This is a genomic window from Glycomyces mayteni (genome assembly GCF_042428885.1).
Lineage (GTDB): Bacteria > Actinomycetota > Actinomycetes > Mycobacteriales > Micromonosporaceae > Glycomyces > Glycomyces mayteni.
Genome location: NZ_JBHMBP010000002.1, coordinates 438,536 through 456,455, shown reverse-complemented (window position 1 = coordinate 456,455; position 17,920 = coordinate 438,536). Strand labels below are relative to the sequence as shown.

16 protein-coding genes and 1 tRNA gene are annotated in these 17,920 nt (G+C 72.1%); 8 read left to right on the top strand and 9 right to left on the bottom strand.

Annotated elements, in window-relative coordinates; all coding sequences use genetic code 11:
- Positions 1–192: 192 nt before the first annotated feature.
- Entirely contained in the window at positions 193–2,502 is a 2,310-nt protein-coding gene (locus tag ACFFXY_RS08755) for a rhamnogalacturonan lyase (RefSeq protein WP_382348499.1), read from the bottom strand.
- Between the two features lie 191 nt (positions 2,503–2,693).
- Here ACFFXY_RS08755 and ACFFXY_RS08750 point away from each other — a divergent pair.
- Positions 2,694–2,765: transfer RNA gene (locus ACFFXY_RS08750), tRNA-Val, on the top strand.
- A gap of 78 nt (positions 2,766–2,843) precedes the next feature.
- Here the strand turns inward: ACFFXY_RS08750 and ACFFXY_RS08745 are convergent.
- Together ACFFXY_RS08745 and ACFFXY_RS08740 are read right to left on the bottom strand one after the other, a co-directional pair.
- A complete protein-coding gene (locus ACFFXY_RS08745) occupies positions 2,844–4,124 on the bottom strand; it encodes an FAD-binding oxidoreductase (protein WP_382348496.1) in 1,281 nt (426 codons plus the stop codon).
- A gap of 50 nt (positions 4,125–4,174) precedes the next feature.
- Positions 4,175–5,008, bottom strand: coding sequence for a helix-turn-helix domain-containing protein (locus tag ACFFXY_RS08740; protein ID WP_382348493.1), 834 nt, complete (start codon positions 5,006–5,008; stop codon positions 4,175–4,177).
- Positions 5,009–5,075: 67 nt separating this feature from the next.
- On the opposite strand from ACFFXY_RS08740, the gene ACFFXY_RS08735 reads away from it, so the two are divergent.
- From ACFFXY_RS08735 to ACFFXY_RS08720, 4 genes are read left to right on the top strand one after another with little or no spacing between them, the layout of a single operon-like run.
- Positions 5,076–5,684 (top strand): TetR/AcrR family transcriptional regulator, encoded by a 609-nt coding sequence (locus ACFFXY_RS08735; protein WP_382348490.1) that lies wholly within the window; start codon positions 5,076–5,078, stop codon positions 5,682–5,684.
- On the top strand, positions 5,681–6,346 hold the full coding sequence (locus ACFFXY_RS08730; protein ID WP_382348487.1) for a VC0807 family protein: 666 nt from the start codon (positions 5,681–5,683) through the stop codon (positions 6,344–6,346). Before ACFFXY_RS08735 ends, ACFFXY_RS08730 begins: the two co-directional genes overlap by 4 nt.
- On the top strand, positions 6,339–7,805 hold the full coding sequence (locus ACFFXY_RS08725) for an FAD-dependent monooxygenase (RefSeq protein WP_382348484.1): 1,467 nt from the start codon (positions 6,339–6,341) through the stop codon (positions 7,803–7,805). The genes ACFFXY_RS08730 and ACFFXY_RS08725 overlap by 8 nt, the downstream gene beginning before the upstream one ends.
- Positions 7,798–8,232, top strand: a complete 435-nt coding sequence (locus ACFFXY_RS08720; protein ID WP_382348481.1) for a nuclear transport factor 2 family protein — start codon at positions 7,798–7,800, stop codon at positions 8,230–8,232. Before ACFFXY_RS08725 ends, ACFFXY_RS08720 begins: the two co-directional genes overlap by 8 nt.
- A 103-nt stretch (positions 8,233–8,335) precedes the next feature.
- Here the strand turns inward: ACFFXY_RS08720 and ACFFXY_RS08715 are convergent, their stop codons facing one another.
- The 6 genes from ACFFXY_RS08715 to ACFFXY_RS08690 form a co-directional block, all read right to left on the bottom strand.
- On the bottom strand, positions 8,336–9,274 hold the full coding sequence (locus ACFFXY_RS08715) for a cation diffusion facilitator family transporter (protein ID WP_382348478.1): 939 nt from the start codon (positions 9,272–9,274) through the stop codon (positions 8,336–8,338).
- 140 nt (positions 9,275–9,414) lie between these two features.
- Complete coding sequence (locus ACFFXY_RS08710) at positions 9,415–10,452, bottom strand: hemolysin family protein (RefSeq protein ID WP_382348475.1); 1,038 nt, start codon at positions 10,450–10,452, stop codon at positions 9,415–9,417.
- Positions 10,449–11,816, bottom strand: a complete 1,368-nt coding sequence (locus ACFFXY_RS08705) for a hemolysin family protein (protein ID WP_382348472.1) — start codon at positions 11,814–11,816, stop codon at positions 10,449–10,451. The genes ACFFXY_RS08710 and ACFFXY_RS08705 overlap by 4 nt, the downstream gene beginning before the upstream one ends.
- A gap of 156 nt (positions 11,817–11,972) precedes the next feature.
- Positions 11,973–12,698 (bottom strand): GntR family transcriptional regulator, encoded by a 726-nt coding sequence (locus tag ACFFXY_RS08700; RefSeq protein WP_382348469.1) that lies wholly within the window; start codon positions 12,696–12,698, stop codon positions 11,973–11,975.
- 66 nt (positions 12,699–12,764) lie between these two features.
- Positions 12,765–14,003 (bottom strand): FAD-binding protein, encoded by a 1,239-nt coding sequence (locus tag ACFFXY_RS08695; protein WP_382348467.1) that lies wholly within the window; start codon positions 14,001–14,003, stop codon positions 12,765–12,767.
- Positions 14,000–14,680, bottom strand: coding sequence for a GntR family transcriptional regulator (locus ACFFXY_RS08690; RefSeq protein WP_382348464.1), 681 nt, complete (start codon positions 14,678–14,680; stop codon positions 14,000–14,002). The genes ACFFXY_RS08695 and ACFFXY_RS08690 overlap by 4 nt, the downstream gene beginning before the upstream one ends.
- Before the next feature lie 186 nt (positions 14,681–14,866).
- Between ACFFXY_RS08690 and ACFFXY_RS08685 the strand changes: the two genes are divergently transcribed.
- The 3 genes from ACFFXY_RS08685 to ACFFXY_RS08675 are packed head-to-tail and all read left to right on the top strand — an operon-like array spanning position 14,867 to position 17,918.
- Positions 14,867–16,144, top strand: coding sequence for an extracellular solute-binding protein (locus ACFFXY_RS08685; protein ID WP_382348461.1), 1,278 nt, complete (start codon positions 14,867–14,869; stop codon positions 16,142–16,144).
- On the top strand, positions 16,141–17,058 hold the full coding sequence (locus ACFFXY_RS08680) for a carbohydrate ABC transporter permease (protein ID WP_382348458.1): 918 nt from the start codon (positions 16,141–16,143) through the stop codon (positions 17,056–17,058). The genes ACFFXY_RS08685 and ACFFXY_RS08680 overlap by 4 nt, the downstream gene beginning before the upstream one ends.
- Positions 17,055–17,918 carry a carbohydrate ABC transporter permease gene (locus ACFFXY_RS08675; protein ID WP_382348455.1) on the top strand — a complete coding sequence of 288 codons (864 nt, stop codon included), beginning with the start codon at positions 17,055–17,057 and terminating at the stop codon, positions 17,916–17,918. The genes ACFFXY_RS08680 and ACFFXY_RS08675 overlap by 4 nt, the downstream gene beginning before the upstream one ends.
- The last annotated feature ends 2 nt before the right edge of the window (positions 17,919–17,920 follow it).

The following is a 17,920-nucleotide window of genomic DNA, read 5'->3' as shown; positions in this document are numbered from 1 at the left end:
TCACTCAACCGCAACACCTGGGCCTGCGCAAGACCTCCAGGTGAATTCCTCGTATCATCCCACGTCTCAATTCGGCAACGCCGCTGCTCGACGGGACCGTGCGGCGGGACCGTGCGGCGGGACCGTGCGAAATGGAGGCGGGGCCCGCGCGGGCCCCGCCTCCGTTCCTCATCTCATCGCAGGCCGTCAGGTTCAGGGCGTGTAGTAGTCGGGCACCGCCACGTCGCCGAAGTCCATGTCCGAGGCCAGGTAGAAGCTCGTGTACTGCGGCTGGTTGTAGGTGGTCTGCTGGTTCGCGACGCCCACGCGGTACTGCGGGTCGTGCATCAGCGTGAACAGCTTGTGGTCGGTGACCTCCGTGGACGTGAAGATCCGGATCGCGCTGGAGTCGGTGGTGCGGACCAGGAGCTCCTCGCGCCAGTCGCCGAGCACGTCGGCCACGAGGCCCGGGTTGCCCTTGGTGTAGTTGTTGGTCAGGGTTCCGGCGGCGTCGAGGACCACGCCGTCCTGGTAGTCGCGGATCGTCGTCTCCTCGACGGTGGCGGCGTCCGCGCCGTGGACGAGCTGGGTCGTCAGGTCGGCGTCCCAGCGGATGCTCATGTTCGTGCCGGGCGCGGCCCCCTCGATCGGCTCGCCGGTGACGGTGAACAGGCCCTCGGGGTTCCCGGCCTGGTCCGGCGGGAGGCCCGCCCAGGCTTCGATCCCGGGGATCGACGGGTCGATGTCGCCGACCATCCCGCGCCCCGTGTCGCGGCCGGTGTAGCCGCCCCACAGGACCTCGCCGGTCGCGGCGTCGCGCATCGCGTAGCCGTACGGCGCCCACGTGCCGCCCTCGAAGACCGAGAAGATCTCCAGCCCTTCGCGGTCGGGGTCGAAGTCGCCCACGTGCAGGGCGTCCCCGTGCCCGAGCTTGGCCCAGGCGCCCGGGTTCGCCGAGCCCTCCGGCATGGTGTCGTAGGAGGAGTAGAGGAGCGAGCCGTCGTCGTCCAGTGTGGCCGCGCCGTAGACGATCTCCTGCCTGCCGTCGCCGTCCACGTCGGCCACCTGCATGAAGTGGTCGCCCTGGGTGGTGAGGGTCCCCCACTCGGGGTCGGGGCCCTCGACGCCGTGCGGGCCGTCGTTGAACGGGTTCGACATCGGGGCGTGCCCGGAGTCGGCCTGCCAGCGCAGCGTCAAGTGCCTGCCGTCCCAGTCGATCGCGGTGACTGTGGAGCGGGTGTAGTAGCCGCGGGCGAAGATCGCGCTCGGGTGCTCGCCGTCGAGGTAGGCGACGCCGGAGAGGAACCGGTCGACCCGGTTGCCCGGTTCGATGCGGGCCATGGCGTAGTCGCCCCACAGGAGGCCGTCGTCGCCGCGCTCCACCGGGAAGTCGATCGTGTCCATCTCAAGGCCGGTGCGGCCGTTGAAGACCGTGAGGTACTCCGGTCCGTCCACGATGAAGCCCTCGAAGTTGCGGAGCTGGTTCCTCGCGGAGCGGGACGGGGCGTAGACGTCGATGAAGTAGTCGGCGAGGGTCTCCGCGTCCGCCTGGGAGAGCGGGTAGGCGAAGTCGAACTGGGCGTCGGCGCCGAGCGCGGCCTCGATGGTCGCGGGCCAGTCGCCGTCGACGACCTCGGGGTGGTCGCTCCAGCCCTGGAACACCTCCACGAGGTGGTCGTAGTAGTCCGCGGCGGACATCCGGTAGTCGTCCTGGTGGGTGACCCCGGCGCGGCGGTCGTCGCGGGGCAGGGTGATGTACTGCTCGCGGTCCTTGGCGTACGAGGTGGACTTGGTGCCCGGCGCGGTCTTCATCATGACCTCGGCCTTGCCGTCGCCGTCGAAGTCGTAGACGTCGAACTGCGTGTAGTGGGCGCCGGCGCGGATGTTCACGCCGAGGTCGATGCGCCACAGCAGCTCGCCCTCCTGCGTGTACGCGTCGAGGTAGACGTTGCCGGTGTAGCCGACCTGGGAGACGTCCTTGGAGTTCGAGGGGTCCCACTTGACGATGTACTCGTAGTCGCCGTCGCCGTCGAGGTCGCCGGGGCTGATGTCGTTGGCCTTGTAGGTGTACGCCTCGCCCGCGGGGGTGACGCCGTCGGCGGGCTTCTGGAGCGGCACGTCCAGGTAGCCGTCGGCCCAGGGGGAGACAGTGTCGGAGACGTCGTCGCGGCCGCGCTTGACGGCGACGACCTTGTACTCGGCGTCCGCGTCGCCCGCGGTGTCGAGGTAGTTGGTGGAGTCGGTGACGGTGGCGATCTTCCGGCCGTCCCGGTAGACCTTGAACACCGCTCCTTCCAGTCCTGAATCGTTATAACCGGTGACCTCATCCGCGAGCAGGCGCCAGCTCAGGAACACGCCGTCGCCGGTGACCGCGGCGACCAGGCCGCGGTCGAGGTCCTCCAACTGGATCTCGTCGTGCCGGCCGCCATTGTGGCCCTGCGCGGAGGCGGTGACACCGGCGCCGGCCAGCACGCCGACCAGCGCCACGGCCACGGCCCTGCGGAGTCTTCTGGGGGGATGCATCGAAGGGGCTCCTCGATTCCTGCGAGGCCGGAGCGTCGAGGGGGACCCCCGAGCCTCAATTGAAACGATTTAACGCATCGAAACCTATCAACCTTGGCAAGCCCTGTCAAGAACCCCCGGTGAGCCCCGACACCACCCCCACCCCACCGCATCCCGCCCCTGCGGACTCCGGTACAGTTACCCCTCGTCGCGCTCGATTAGCTCAGCGGGAGAGCACTCGCTTCACACGCGAGGGGTCACTGGTTCGATCCCAGTATCGAGCACCCTGGTGCCACTAGTTCAACTAGTGGCACTTTTTTGCGTCCGGACCCTTCTGCGGCACCGGTCCTGCCGGGCGGCCGTCACAGCGACTGCGGGAAGGAGAAGCAGCGGTCGGGGTCGTAGGCGTGCTTCACCGCGCGGAGCCGGTCCAGGTTGCGGCCGTGGTAGGCGGTCGCCCAGTCCGTCAGGAGCGGGTCGGGGAAGTTCGGGTAGACGCGCTTCGAGCTGTCGCCGTAGGCGGCCGCCCAAGCCTCGTCGAGCCACGGGTCGGCGGTCGGGGCGACCAGTTGCAGCATGAACCGCTCGCCGCGGTGGGCGAACGCGGTGGCCGCGGCGGGGACGCGGTTGTACGCGCCGCCCATGGCCGTGAAGTTGAGCCGCCGGCCACCGGTGAGCGAGGCCGTCAGCGCAGCGATCGTGGAGGGCTGCAACGGATGCGCGAAGAACGCCGACCGCGAGCGCTGGATCGCGCCGCCCGGGGTGTCGAGGTCCTCGAACGAGCGCTTGAGACGGTGGAACGGCATGCCGCCCTGGACGTCGGTCTCGGGCGCCGCCCCGACCGCGTCGCAGAAGCCCTGCAGCAGTTCGCGAGTCGCAGGCTCGTCCAGAAGCGCGGCGCCGAACAGCACCGCGTCCTCGCCGAGTGCGAGATCCGCGGTGATCTCGTCGGGCGCGTCCGGGGCCCACTCCTGCCAGGCGGCCACCAGATCCGCGTGCGACGGTCGCCTCCAGCGCAGGACGAACCGGGTGGCGACCGGCTCGGGCACGGTGTCGAAGACGAGCGAGACGACGACCCCGAACTGGCCGCCTCCCGCACCGCGCAGGGCCCAGAACAGATCGGGCTCGCGGTCGGCGTCGCAGTCCGCGATCCGGCCGTCGGCGAGGACCACGCGGGCGCCGGCGAGGCGGTCGCTGGTGAGCCCGTGGACGCGCCCGAGGAGCCCGATGCCTCCGCCGAGGGTCAGACCCGCGATGCCGACGGTCGCGCCGCACCCGGCGGGGAGCGTGCGGCCGCGGGCGTGCAGGGCGGTGTAGACGTGCGCAAGACGGGCGCCAGCGCCGATCTTCGCGGTGCCGTCGGCGACGGCGACGGTGTCGAGGGCCGCGAGGTCGAGCACGATGCCGTCGGTGGTGGATCGGCCGGCGAAGCAGTGGCCTCCCCCGCGCGGGGTCGTCCGGGCGCCGGTGTCGCGCGCGTAGGCGAGGACGGCCGCCACGTCGGCGGTCGAGCGGCAGCGGGCGACGGCCAGCGGCCGGGTCTCCTGGTGGGCGGGGTCGACCGGGCGGCGGGCGGTGTCGTAGTCGGGGTGGGCGGGGGTGAGGAGGTCGCCGTCGAGGCGCAGTCGTGCGAGGTCCTGCATGTGCCGAGGCTATCGGCCGCCGAGGCCCCGGGGCTTGAACGATCCGTGCGTCATCGCCGCGCCGGAACGGGGCGGGCGGCCAGGAACGGGCGGAAGGAGGCGGTGTGGTCGTGTCCGCAGCCGCAGCGGTCGACGCTGCCGCGCAGGAGCAGTACGGGGCTGACGCCGGTGAGGCGCACGCATTCGCGCGTGAGGTGGGCGTGGTCGGCGTAGCCGGTGTCTGCCGCGAGTCCAGCGATCCCGTCGGCGTCGCGGCGGCCGCTCGGCGCGGCCCCGGCCTGGGCGAGCGCGAGGAACCCCTGGAAACGGAGCGTGCGCTGGAGCGCCTTGGGGCTCAGTCCGACCGCGTGGAGGCAGCGGCGCCGCAGCTGGCTCGGAGAGATCGCCAGGCGGCCGGCGAGCGCGGCGATCCGGACCGGGTCCCAGGGCATGAGGCGCCGGACCGCCTCGCGCATGAGCGGGTCGAGGACCGCTGAGGCCCGGTACGTCTGGAGGAGGAGGGCCTGCACGCGGGTGAGCGCCGCCTCGGGGGTCCGCGCGCCGTTCGCCTCCTCGGCGAGGCGCTCGGCCGTGACCCCCCAGAGGTCCTGGAGGTCGATGCGCTGGTCGACGAGGTCGTCGAGGACTTCGGGCAGCGGCGGGGCGGCGCCGGGGTGGAAGCGGACGCCGACCAGGACGGTCCGCGGGGGCAGGATCTCGATGCTGGGGCCGGTCAGCGGGCCGAGCAGCCGGGGGCGGGCGCCGATCGGGAGGTGCAGCTCGACGCCGCCCGTCGGCAGGTGGCGCTGGGTGTAGGGCGCGGACCCGGTGCGCTGGATCCACACGCTGCGCACGACCGGCGCGAGAGCGGCGACGGGCGCCCGTTCGAGGTAGGACTCGTCCATCTCCGGAGGCTACACCGGCGCTCCCGCGCGATTGACACGAGTAGCTTGCTTGAGCTACTGTCAGCTCATGCAAGCTGAAAAGAGCACTGTCGAGCTGACGGTGACCGAGGCCGCCCGCCGGACCCAGATCGTGGCCGCGGCGATCGAGACCGTCGCCGAACTCGGCTACGCCCGCGCGTCCTTCGCCAAGATCGCCGACCGCGCCGGACTGAGCAGCACCAGCCGCATCTCCTACCACTTCGCCGGCAAGGACGATCTCCTGCGCGCCTGCGTCGCGGAGATCACCGAGGTGGCGACCGACTTCATGCGCCCCCGCGTCGACGCGGCCGAAGGGTACGCGGCCAAGCTCCGCGCCTACATCGAGGCGAACCTCGACCTGCTCGTGGAGCGCCCGGCGCACCTGCGGGCGCTCGTCGAGATCCTCCGCAACGTGCGCGGCGCCGAGGACGGACTGGGCGGATCGGCGCCCGCCGCCCGCACCGCCCTGTTCGCCGAGCACCTGCGCGCGGGCCAGCGGGCCGGGGAGTTCGGCTCCTTCGACCCCGACGTGCTCGCGCTCGCGCTCACCGGCGCCATCGACGCGTTCGTGGGCGCGGACCACGACGGCGCCGACCTGCGCCGCAACGGCATCGAACTCGCCGACGCGTTCGACCGCGCGACCCGGGCGGCGTCATGAACGGCACCAAGGCCGAGCCCGGCGCGAAGGACGGCATGCGCGCGCTCGTGCGCCGCAACATCGCCACCGTCGCCTTCGACCTGGTGCTGCCGATGGCCGCCTACTACGGGCTGCGGGCCGCCGGAGTCGGCCAGTGGTGGGCGATGATGGCGGGCATCCTGGTGGTCCTGCCCCGGGTCGCGTACCAGCTCGCCACGCGACGCCGGTTCGACGTCACGGCCGCGTTCACCCTCAGCGTCATCGTCTTCAGCCTCGCGATCGGCCTGCTCACCGACGACCCCCGCGCGCTCGCCGTCCGCGAAGGCTGGGTCGGCTCGCTCCTGGGCCTGTTCGGCGCGTGGATGATCGTGAGCGTCGCGATCGGGCGGCCCGCGCTCATGGTGCTCGGCCGCGGCATCGCCGAGACCAAGAGCGGCGCGGCCGGGGCCGCGACGTGGGCCGCGCGCTGGGATCACGACCGGCGGTTCCGCCACGGCATCCGCGTCCTCACCACCGTGTGGGGCGTCATGCTCACGGCGGCCGCGGCGGTGAACCTCCTGTTGATCTACACGCTGCCGGTCGACCTGATCGCCGCCGTGTCGAACGGCGCGTACTGGGCGATCCTCGCCGCGGCGCTGGCCTTCCACCTGTACTACACGAAGCGGGTCGATCTCCGTGCCTGAGCAGACGGACGTCCTGGTCGTCGGCGCGGGCCCGACCGGGCTGGCCGTCGCCGCCGAACTCGCGCTCGCCGGAGTCGGCGCGATCGTGATCGACGCGCTCCCGGAGCGCTCGGGGCAGTCGAAGGCGCTGGCGCTGCAACCGCGCTCGGCGGAGCTCCTGGACTCGCGCGGATGGCTGGAGCCGCTGCGCCCGCATATCCATGCGCGCCTTGCCGAAGGGCATTTCGCGGGTCTGCCGCTGGACTACTCGGTCCTGGAGACGCGCTTCCCGCACCAGATCGCGGTCGAGCAGGCCCGGATCGAGGAGGTGCTGGAGGCGCGGGCGGGCCGGGTGCGGTGGGCGCACGCCTGCACCGCGGTGCGGCAGAGCGCCGACGAGGTCGCGGTGGCGGTCGAGACGCCCGCGGGCCCGGCCGAGATCGCGGCGCGGTTCGCGGTGGCGGCCGACGGCGCGCACAGCACCGTGCGCCGCGCGCTCGGCGTCCCGTTCCCGGGGCGGGCCGCGCGGATGCGCCTGGCCGTCGCGGACGTCACGTTGGCGCGCAAGCCGACCGGACTGGCCGAGGCCTGGGCGCCCCCGGAGTTCGGGAGCGGCGGATTCGGCTACCTGCTGCCGCTCGGCGCGGGCGTCTACCGCGTCCTGTTCGGCGGCGAGGAGCAGCAGGCCAAGGAGCGGACCGAACCGGTCACCGCCGCCGAGGTGCAGCGCGGCCTGGAAGCGGTGCACGGCGACGGCGTCGAGGTCGCGGCCGTGCGGTGGGGCTCGCGGTTCAGCGACGCCTCGCGCCAGGTCGAGCGGTACCGGCACGGCCGGGTCCTGTTCGCGGGGGACGCCGCCCACATCCACCTGCCCGCCGGAGGCCAGGGCCTCAACCTGGGACTCCAGGACGCGTTCAACCTCGGCTGGAAGCTCGCGGCCGTGGCCCGCGGCGACGCGGAGGAGTCCCTGCTGGACACCTATCACGACGAGCGGCACCCGGTCGCGTCGCGCGTCCTCGTCAACACCCGGGCCCAGGGCGTGCTCACGATCCCCGACCCGGACCTGCTGGCCCTGCGCGAGGTCTTCGGCGACCTGCTCGCCGGACCCGCCGCCAACCGACGCCTCGCCGGGGAGGTCTCCGGGATCGACATCAGAAACGGCATTGCCGCAGCGCCACCGCGCAGCTCCACGGGGCTGCGCCTGCCCGACACCGCACTGGACTGCGCGCGCCCGTCGCTCCTCGCCGCCCGGCCGGTCCTCATCGGACCTCCACACCTGGAGGCGATCGCGCGGCCGTGGCGCGACCGGCTCGACACCGCCGCCGGGAACGCCGGGATGCTCGTCAGACCGGACGGCTACCTCGCCTGGACCGACCCGGACGGCGAGCAGGGCCTTGCCCGGGCCCTCGGTCGGTGGCTCGGCGCCCCGCTCCAGCACGACGCGAACACCGGAACCGAAAGGACCCGCGACCATGCCTGAATCCCCGACGCAGACCGTGCAGCGCCTCTTCCCGCTCCTCGCCGAGGGCCGGACCGACGAGGCGGCCGCCTTGTTCGCCAACGCCGTGTCGTTCTCGATCCCGCACCCGCCGGGCGTCCCGTGGGTGCCCGAAGTGGACTCCGCGGACGGGATGCGCGAGTTCTTCGAGCTCCTCGCCGCGCACGTGCGGCCGAAACTGACCGAGGTCGGCCAGATCGTCGCCGAGGGCGACGACGTGGTGGTCCTCGGGCGCATGGTCTCGGAGGTCAAGGCGACCGGACGCGACATCGACACCGCGTTCGCCCTGCACATCACCGTCCGGGCCGGAAGGATCACCCGGTACCACCTCTACGAGGACACACTCGCCGTCGCCGAGGCGTACTTCGGCGAAGCGCCGGCCCGGGGCCGGTCCGAGGACGCCCCCTAGCTCGGTCGGGAGCTGCGCCCGAGACTCCGACCGGGCCCGCCGCAGCAGCCGACGAGGCAACTGAGAAAACGCCACCGGCGAATGCCGGTGGCGCTTTTCGCGTCTACGGGTGGCGGGGTTCGGCGGGGACCGGGCAGCGGCCGGGTTCGTCGCATGTGGCGTGGGCGGCGGGTTCGACTTGGACGGTGGGGTGGGCGATGGCGAAGTCTTCGCGGAGGAGGTGCTGGGCGCGGTCGAGGACGGCGTGGTCGTCGGCGGCGGGGTCGGTGACGAGGTGGGCGGTGGCGACGTGCATGCCGGAGGTGAGGGTCCAGACGTGGACGTCGTGGACCTCGCGGACGCCGTCGATGGCGGCGAGGGCGGTGGCGACGGTCGCGGGTTCGGCGCCGGGCGGGGCGTGCTGGGCGAGGATCGCGAGGACCTGGCGGCCCAGGGGGAGGGCGCGGGCCACGACGAAGACGCCGATCGCCAGGGCCGCGACGGTGTCCCAGGCGGCCTCACCGGTGGACGCGACGAGGACGCCCGCGACGATCACGCCGACCGAGCCCGCAGTGTCGGCCATGACTTCGAGGTAGGCGCCCTTGACGTTGAGGCTCTCCCCCGCGCCCGCGCGCAGGAGGGCCATCGCGGCGATGTTGACGGCCAGGCCCAGGGCGCCGACGACGAGCATCGGGCCGACTTCGATCTCGGGCGAGGCGCCGATGCGGCCGATCGCCTCGACCACGATGTAGACGGCGACGCCGAGCATGACGAGGACGGCGAACGCGGAGGCGAACATCTCGGCGCGGTAGGAGCCGTAGGAGCGGCGGCCGGTGGTGTCGGGACGGACGGCGAGGCGGGTGGCGACCAGGGCCGCGGTGAGGGTGGTGACGTCGGCGGCCATGTGCCCGGCGTCCGAGAGCAGGGACAGCGACCCCGAGAGCAGGCCGAAGACGAGTTCGACCACGAAGAAGACGCCGATCAGCGCGAGCGCGGCCCGCAGCCGCCAGGCGTGGCGTCCGCCCGCGTGGGCGGCGGCGCCGTGGTCGTGTCCGTGGCCCATTGAAACTCACTTTCAAAATCAATATCATATTGCAATGCTTGCATATATATGGCCGAGGCTACGCGACCCCCGGCGGGAAGTCAAGCGGAACGGGAATCTGTGTGACCGGCCGCGCGGCTGACCGCGCGGCCGGTCAGGCGTCACGCGCTGGCGGCGTCCTGCACTTCGCCGATGAGCTCTTCGATGATGTCTTCGAGGAAGAGCACGCCGGTGACGGTGCCGGAGGCGCCGGTCACGCGGGCGACGTGGGCGTTCTGGGAGCGGATCTGCGCGAGCGCGTCCTCCAGTTCGGCCGCGGCGTCGACCGCCGGGAGGTCGCGGAAGCGGTCCGCGGGGATGGGCGCGTCGAGGTCGGCCGGGCCGGTGAGGTCCAGGACGTCCTTGAGGTGCAGGTAGGAGTGCGGCGTGCCGCCGTTCTCCAGGACGTAGCGGGAGTACCCGCTGTCGGAGACCGCCTCCTGGACCTGTCGCGGGGTCGCGCCCGCGGGCAGGAGCACCAGGTCGGCGAGCGGGACCTCCACGTCGGCCACCGTCTTCTCGGTGAACTCGAACGCGGCGGTGAGCGTGCCCGAGTCGTCGACGAGGGTGCCCTCGCGCTGCGACTCCTCGACGATGGTGGCGACCTCGTCGATGGTGTAGGCGCTCTGGGCCTCGTCCTTCGGCTCGATCCGGAACAGCCGCAGCACGCCGTTCGCGATCGCGTTGAGCGACCAGATGAGCGGGCGCACGACCTTCGAGACGAACACCAGGGGCGGCGCCAGGATGAGCGCGGCGCGGTCGGGGACGGAGAACGCGAGGTTCTTCGGGATCATCTCGCCGAAGACCACGTGGAGGAACGTCACGACCAGCAGCGCCACCGCGAACGCGATGCCCGTGACCATCGCGGGCGTCAGCCCGGTCCAGCCCAGCGGGTATTCGAGCAGGTGGTGGATGGCGGGCTCGGAGACGTTCAGGATCACCAGGGAGCACACGGTGATGCCGAGCTGGCTGGTCGCCAGCATGAGCGTCGCGTGCTCCATGGCCCACAGGGTGGTCTTGGCCGCGCGGCTGCCGGCGGCGGCGCGCGGTTCGATCTGGGAGCGGCGAGCCGAGATGACGGCGAACTCCGCGCCCACGAAGAAGGCGTTGGCGACCAGGAGGACCACCAGCCACACCAGTCCGGGGACGTACTCGCTCATCGGTCGGCCTCCTGCTCGAACGTCTCCAGGATGCGCTCGCGCGTCCCGCCGAAGGCCGGGTCGGTGGCCTGGTCGTCGGGCAGGTAGCGGAGGCGGTCGATGCGCGAGCCGGTGAGCCGGTCCACGCGGAGGAGGCCGCGTTCGAGGCGGATCTCCTCGCCGAGCGCGGGGATGCGCTCCAGCGCGTCGAGGACGTAGCCCGCGACGGTCTCGTAGTCCTCCCCCTCGGGGATGCGGATTCCGGCGCGCTCCCAGAGCTCGTCAGGGCGCAGGGAGCCGGAGACCACGACGGAGTCGGCGTGCTTGACGATGTCGGCGCGGCGCCGGTCGTGCTCGTCGTGGACCTCGCCGAGGAGCTCCTCCACGAGGTCTTCGAGGGTCACGATCCCGGCGGTGCCGCCGTATTCGTCGACGACCACGGCGATCTGGAAGCCGCGCCCGCGCAGGGTGCCCAGGAGCGAGCCGACGCCCGCGGTCTCGGGGACCTTGAGCGGCTCGGACATGAGGTCGGTGACCGGGACGGCGCCGCGGCGGTCGAACTCGACGCCGTACGCGGTCTTGACGTGCGCGACGCCGATGACGTCGTCCACGTCCTCCCCCAGGACGGGGAAGCGGGAGTGCCCGGTGCGGGCCGCCTCGGCGATGACGTCGGCGGCGGTCGCCGTGCGCTCCAAGGTGACCGCGTTGACGCGCGGGGTCATGACCTCTCCGGCGGTGTGGCTGGAGAAGGTGAGCGTGCGGTGGAGCATCGCCGCCTCGTCGCGGTCGAGCGAGCCTTCGGTGGCCGAGCGCCGGATGAGGAAGCTGAGCTCCTCGGCGCTGCGGGCCCCCGACAGCTCCTCCTTGGGCTCGATGCCCATCGCGCGGATCGTGCGGTTCGCGGTGCCGTTGAACAGGACCACGAGCGGCTTGAACACGGCGGTGAACGCGATCTGGAACGGGACCACGAGCTTCGCGGTCGCCAGCGGGACCGCCAGCGCGAAGTTCTTGGGGACCAGTTCGCCGAGGATCATCGAGAACAGCGTGGCGACGACGATCGAGACGACCGCGCCGATCCCGGCGACCGCGCTCTCGGCGACGCCGAGGTCCAGGAACGGTGCGCGCAGGAGCGAGGAGATCGCGGGCTCGAAGGTGTAGCCGGCGAGGAGCGTGGTGAGGGTGATGCCGAGCTGCGCGGCGGAGAGGTGGGTGGAGGTGATCTTGAGGGCCTTGATGGTGGGGTTGAGGCCCTTCTCGCCTTGGCCGCGGCGGCGCTCCAGCTCCGCGCGGTCGAGGTTGACGAGGGCGAATTCGGAGGCCACGAACAGGCCCGTGCCGACGGTCAGGATGACACCCGCGAGGATGCCCCAGACTTCCGTGCTCAACGCTCACCTCGCTGCGACATGGCGGGGACCGGCAGTGGCCGCCCCGAGGTGAGCCAGGGTTTATGACTGGGTGAATCGTCCATGCCGACGAGGATAGCGGTCGCAGGGCGGTGTTCGCAGGGTGCGGGCGCCCGGATCACACTCCGTGTCGGGGCCTCAGAGGCCGGTCTTGCCGCGGGGGCCGGGGCCGGAGAGCGGGCCGGTGGCAGGGGTGTCGGGGTCGGCGGCGCGGGTCTCGCGGATGCGGCGGAGGGTCCAGCCGATGTGGCGTTCGACGGCCGCGGCGGCGGCCGCGGGGTCGCCGGAGGCGAGGACGTCGCGGAGTTCGGCGTGCTCGCTCCAGGCGGAGGCGCGGAAGTGGTCGCGGTCGAGGCGGGCGTTGAGGAACATGGAGACCTGGCTGCGCAGGAGGTTCCAGGTGCGCTGGAGGCGGGTGTGGTCGGCGGCCTCGTAGACGAGGTCGTGGAATTCGAGGTCGAGGGCGACGTGGTCGTCGTCGGGGCCGAGGGCCTTCATGCGGGCGACGACGTCGTCCATCTTCGCGAGCGTCTCGGGGGCGACGCGGGCGGCGCAGCGCTCCATGGCGAGGCGTTCGATGGCGAGGCGCAGGGAGTAGACCTCTTCGATGTCGTCGAAGGTGAGGGTGATGACGCGGGCGCCGCGGTGGCGGAGGGTCTCGATGAGGCCGTCGCGTTCGAGGATGGAGATCGCCTCGCGGACGGGGCCGCGGCTGACGGCCATGGAGTCGGCGAGTTCGGCTTCCTTGAGGCGTTCGCCGGGGGCGAGGAGGCCGCGGGTGATCATCTCGCGCAGGCGGTCGGCGACGAGGGTGGAGAGGGCGGGGGGCATCGCGGGCGCGCCCATGAGATCCGGTGCCGCCACGTCCGTCCCCTCTCGCGTGCGCCGGGCCGTGCGGCCCGGTGGTCCAGTGTATGCCGGTGGGGCGCTTCAGGCCCCGAGCACCCGGTCGAGGAAGGGGCCGCGGAGCTTGCCGGTGGGGTCGGCGTGGTCGGCGAGTTCGCGGAAGGCGCGGCCGCGGGGGAAGCGGGCGAGGCGGTCGGGGGCCAGTGCGAGCTTGCCCCAGTGGGGGCGGGGGTCGTAGGGGGCGAGGGCGTGCTCGACGGCGGCGAGGGCGGTGCGGACGGCGTCCATGTGGGGTTTCCAGGTGAAGTGGACGGCGGCGGTGTCGCGCTTGTAGGCGCCGGAGAGCCAGAGGCCGTCGGCGGCGAGGGTGCGGATCTCGGAGACAAGGAGCGCGGGGTTGACCAGGTCGGCGCGGCGGCGGAGGGCGTCGAGGGCGGCGGGGGCGTGGGCGCGGTCGATGAAGTACTCGCTCTGGAGTTCGTCCCCGGCGTTGGAGGGGGCGGCGTCGTGGCGGAAGTGCGGGAGGCGCTCGTGCCAGGGGCCCAGGGCGCCGCCTTGGCGGGTGACGGTGTCGTCGTCGGCTCCGGCGACGGGCGAGACGGCGCGGGCGGTGGAGTAGCGGGCGGGGACGGGGAGTCTGGGGCGGTCGGGGCCTTCGGTCTTGAGGAGGATCTGGCTGAGGGCGGGGGCGGCCCAGTCCTGGACGAACAGGCTCGCGGAGTAGGCGCCGGCGGTGATCTCGTGGAAGGAGTCGAGGACGGGTTGCCATGGGGCGTCGAGGAAGAGGTCTTGGCGGAGCTCGAAGGTGGGGCGCACGTCGAGGTGGAGGCGGACGGCGATGCCGAGGGCGCCGAGGGCGACGACGGAGCCGTCGAAGGCGTCGTCGCCGCGGGCGAGGGTGAGCAGTTCGCCGTCGGCGCGGACGTACTCGACGGCGGCGACGTACCCGGAGAGGGCGGGGTTCCGGTCGCCTGAGCCGTGGGTGCCGGTGGCGACGGCGCCGCCGACGGAGATGTGCGGGAGGGACCCGGTGTTGCCGAGGGCGAGGCCCTCGGCGTGGAGGGCGCGGGCGACGTGCGCGAAGGGGGCGCCGGCGGGGACGGAGGCGGTGCGGCGGTCGGGGGCGACGCGCACGTCGTCGGGGAGGTCGGCGACGGTGACCAGGAGGCCGTCGGTGTCGGCGATGTCGTTGAAGGAGTGGCCGGTGCCGAGGGCGCGGACGCGGCGGGCGGCGGCGACGGTGTCCTGGAGTTCGGCCAGCCGGCGCGGCCGTGCGATCCGGTCGGTGGAGAAGCGGACGTTCCCGGCCCAGTTGGTGTTCATGCGGTTCCTTCGTCGATGTGGGAGGGGGCGAGGCGCAGGAGCACCCAGCCGATGTGGTCGTCGATGGCGGCGGACGCGGCGGCGGGGTCGCCGGAGGCGAGGGCGTCGCGCAGGCGGGCGTGCTTGGCGTGGCTGGTGGAGCGGAAGTAGTCGCCGTCGGTGCGGGCGTTGAGGAAGACGGCGACCTGGCTGCGGATGGGCGCCCAGGTGCGGTCGAGGCGGGCGTGGGCGGCGGCCTCGTAGACGAGGTCGTGGAATTCGAGGTCGAGGGCGGCGACGTCTCCGGCGGCGGCGCTCGCGGGGAGGGCCTCCATGCGGGCGAGGACGTCGTCCAGGGCCGCGAGGTGGTCGGCGTCCATGCGGGTCGCGGCGCGGGCCATAGCGAGGCGCTCGATGGCGAGGCGCAGGGAGTAGACCTCCTCGATGTCGCGGGCGGTCAGGCTGATGACGCGGGCGCCGCGGTAGCGCTGGGTCTCCACGAGGCCCTCGGCGGTGAGCAGGGCGATGGCCTCGCGGACGGGGCCGCGGCTGACGTGCAGCGCGTCGGCGAGCTCGGTCTCCTTGAGGCGTTCGCCGGGGGCGAGGCGGCCGCGGGTGATCATGTCCCGCAACCGGTCCGCGACCAGGGCGGCCAGCGCGGGCGTGGTCCCGGGGACGTCGAACGGGGTGAGTTGCACGGGTCCTCCTTCGCCGGGAAGCGTACCACCGATTTGCAGATTATTTATTGTTGACAATCTTCAATCGCTGGGTTAGCGTTCCCGGGGTCGGCACCGGTGCCCTCGAAAACCCGAGCCGACAGGCCCTCCCCCGGGACGGGGCCGACCCCTGACAGCGGCACCGGATCGCGCAAGGAGGCGCGCCGAATGGTCCAGATATCCCGAAGAGCACTCCTCGGAGCGGGTGCGGCGCTCAGCGCCGGGCCGCTCCTCACCAGCTGCGGCTCCCCGTTCGACGACACCACCGCCGCGGGCGGGAACGTCCTCGAATTCGTCACCTTCTACACGGGGCCCGACGGCGTCGTCATGCAGGGCATCGTGGACCGCTACAACGAGCAGTCCACCGGCGCGCAGATCCGCATGTCGGCGCCCGCGTACGGCGGCGACTACCTCACCAAGCTCGTCACCTCGTCCATCGCGGGCAACCCGCCCGCGATCATGGCCCTGCACAACAACGAGGTCCCGCCCCTGCGGCGGTTCCTGCACGAGCTCGACCTCGCGTCGTTCGGCTTCGCCGAGGACGACTTCGTGGAGGGCACGCAGGACCTGGCCGTCGTGGAGGGCAGGCGCCTGGGCGTCACCATGAGCACCGGCCCGCAGGCGATGGTCTACAACAAAAGGCTGTTCGCGGAGGCCGGGCTCGACCCCGAGCGCCCGCCCGCCGACGCCGCCGAGTTCGTGGCGGCGGGCAAGGCGCTCAAGGAGAGCGGCGTGTGGGGGTTCATCCGCGAGCCCGCCACGTGGATGCCGTGGCTGACCATGAACTGGCAGAACGGCGGCACGCTCGTCGCCGAGGACGGCACCGCCGTGTTCGACTCCGACGCCTCGCTGGAGGCGATCGACATGGAGCGGCGCTGGGTCCACGAGGACGAGATCGCGCCCTCGCAGCTCCTCGACGGCGTCCAGATGGGGCAGCAGTTCCAGGACGAGCAGGTCGGGATGATCTTCATCGGCCCGTGGGGCCTGGCCGACATGGTCAAGGCGAACGAGGAGGACGGGAAGGAGTTCGGGGTCGCCCCGCTCCCGGTGTTCTTCGACGCCGCCCCGGCCGTGGCCGCCACCTCCCACGTGTACTGCATCCCCAAGCAGCGCAGCAACGACGCGTGGGTGAGCGCCGAGGCCGCGAAGTTCATCGAGTGGGTCGTGCGCGAAGGCTCGGTCACCTGGGCCGGGTCGCAGGCGCCCTCGTTCAACGGGGTTGACGCCGCGATCGCCGCCAGCGACGACCCGGTCGTCACCGCGATGACCACGTTCGTCCAGGAGCAGCCGCGCGCGAGGTTCGTGCCGTACGTGCCGCGCTGGAACCAGGCGTTCACGTACCTGACCAGCGCCACCCAGTCCATCGTGTACCGCAACGAGGACCTGTCGCTCATGTCCGAGGCCGCCGGCCAGGCGACCGCCGCGATCAAGGGGGCCGCCCGATGACCGCAACGATGGAACAGCGGACCGAGGCGCCCGCGGCGGCGCCCAAGCGGCGCAGGCGCCTCACGCGCGTCGGCATCCTGTTCGCCGCGCCGTTCCTGGCGCTCCTGGTGTTCCTGTGGGTCGTGCCGGTCGTCAACGGCCTGTACGTGAGCCTCACCGACACCAACATGGCCGAGGGCACCGGCGGGTTCGTCGGCCTCGACAACTACGCGAGCCTGATCTCGGACCCGGACTTCCACGCGGCCCTGGGGAACACGGCCCTGTTCGTGGTCCTCAACGTGCCCGTCCTGGTGGCCGTGGGCCTGCTGCTGGCGATGCTGCTCAACCAGCGGCTCGGCGGCCGCGGGGTCATCCGCGCCGCGTTCATCTCCCCTTACCTGCTCACCGGCGCGGCCGTCGCCATCATCTGGCAGACCGCGCTGAACCCCTTGAGCGGCAACGTCAATCAGATCCTCGGCGCGATCGGGATGCCCGAGCAGGCGTGGCTGTCCACGCCCGGCGACGCCATGGGCGCGGTCGTGCTCATCACCCTGTGGTGGCGCGTCGGCTTCCCGCTGCTGGTGCTCCTCGCCGCGCTCCAGGACATCCCCGCGCAGCTCTACGAGGCCGCGAAGATCGACGGCGCGAACCTGTGGCAGCGCTTCAGGCACATCACGCTCCCGGCGATCGCGCCGGTGCTCATGCTCGTGGTCCTGCTGCGGCTCATCGACTCGTTCAAGGTCTTCGAGCAGGTGTACCTCGTGACGCAGGGCGGGCCCTCCGGGTCCACCCGCGTGGTCCTCCAGATGCTCTACGAGTCCGGGTTCCGCGACTTCCAGACCGGGTACGCCGCCGCGATCGGCTGGACCCTCGCCCTCATCATCCTCGTCGTCACCGTCGTCCAGCTCGCGCTCACCCGAAGGAGGGCCTCATGACCGCCGCCGTCCTGCGCCCGCGATCCAAGAGCCCCGACCGGCGGGCCCGCCGCATCGGCACTGTCGTCGCCGCGGTCCTCGCCCTCGCGTGGACCCTCCCGATCCTGTGGGTCCTCGTCGGCTCGTTCAACGCCGAGCGGATCACCTCCGGCTCCGGGTTCCTCCCCTCCGACCCGACGGGCGAGAACTGGTCGAAGCTCGTGCAGCCCGACGGTCGCGCCGTGAACGTGTTCGTGGCGTTCTTCAACAGCACCGTCGTCGCCGTCGTGGCGACCGCGCTCGCGCTGGTGGTGTGCTCGATGATGGCGTACGCGCTGGCCCGGCTGCCGTTCCGCGGCTCCGCGGTCGTGCTCGCCGCGATCGTCCTCATGATGCTCGTCCCCACGGAGGTCATCCTCGTGCCGCTGTTCAAGCAGTTCGCCGCGCTCGGCCTGCTGAACACGTACGGCGCCTTGATCATCCCGCACGTGGTGTCCCTGTTCGGGGTGGTGCTGCTGCGGCAGTTCATCGCGAACCTGCCCGTGGAGCTGACCGAGGCGGCGAAGATCGACGGCGCGAACGCGTGGCAGAACTACCGCTACATCGTGCTGCCGCTCATCCGGCCCGGCCTGGCCACGCTCGGCATCCTGGTGTTCCTCGCGGCGTGGAACGACTTCCTGTGGCCGCTCATCGCCACCTCCACCCCGAGCATGCAGACGCTCCCGCTCGCGCTCATCACGTTCCGATCCGCTTACGGGGACGGCGAATACGGGGTGGTCATGGCGTCCACGATCCTCGCCATCACCCCGCCGCTGCTCATCTTCCTCATCGCCCAGCGATTCATCGTCGAGGGCATCAGCAACACCGGTCTGAAAGGTTGACA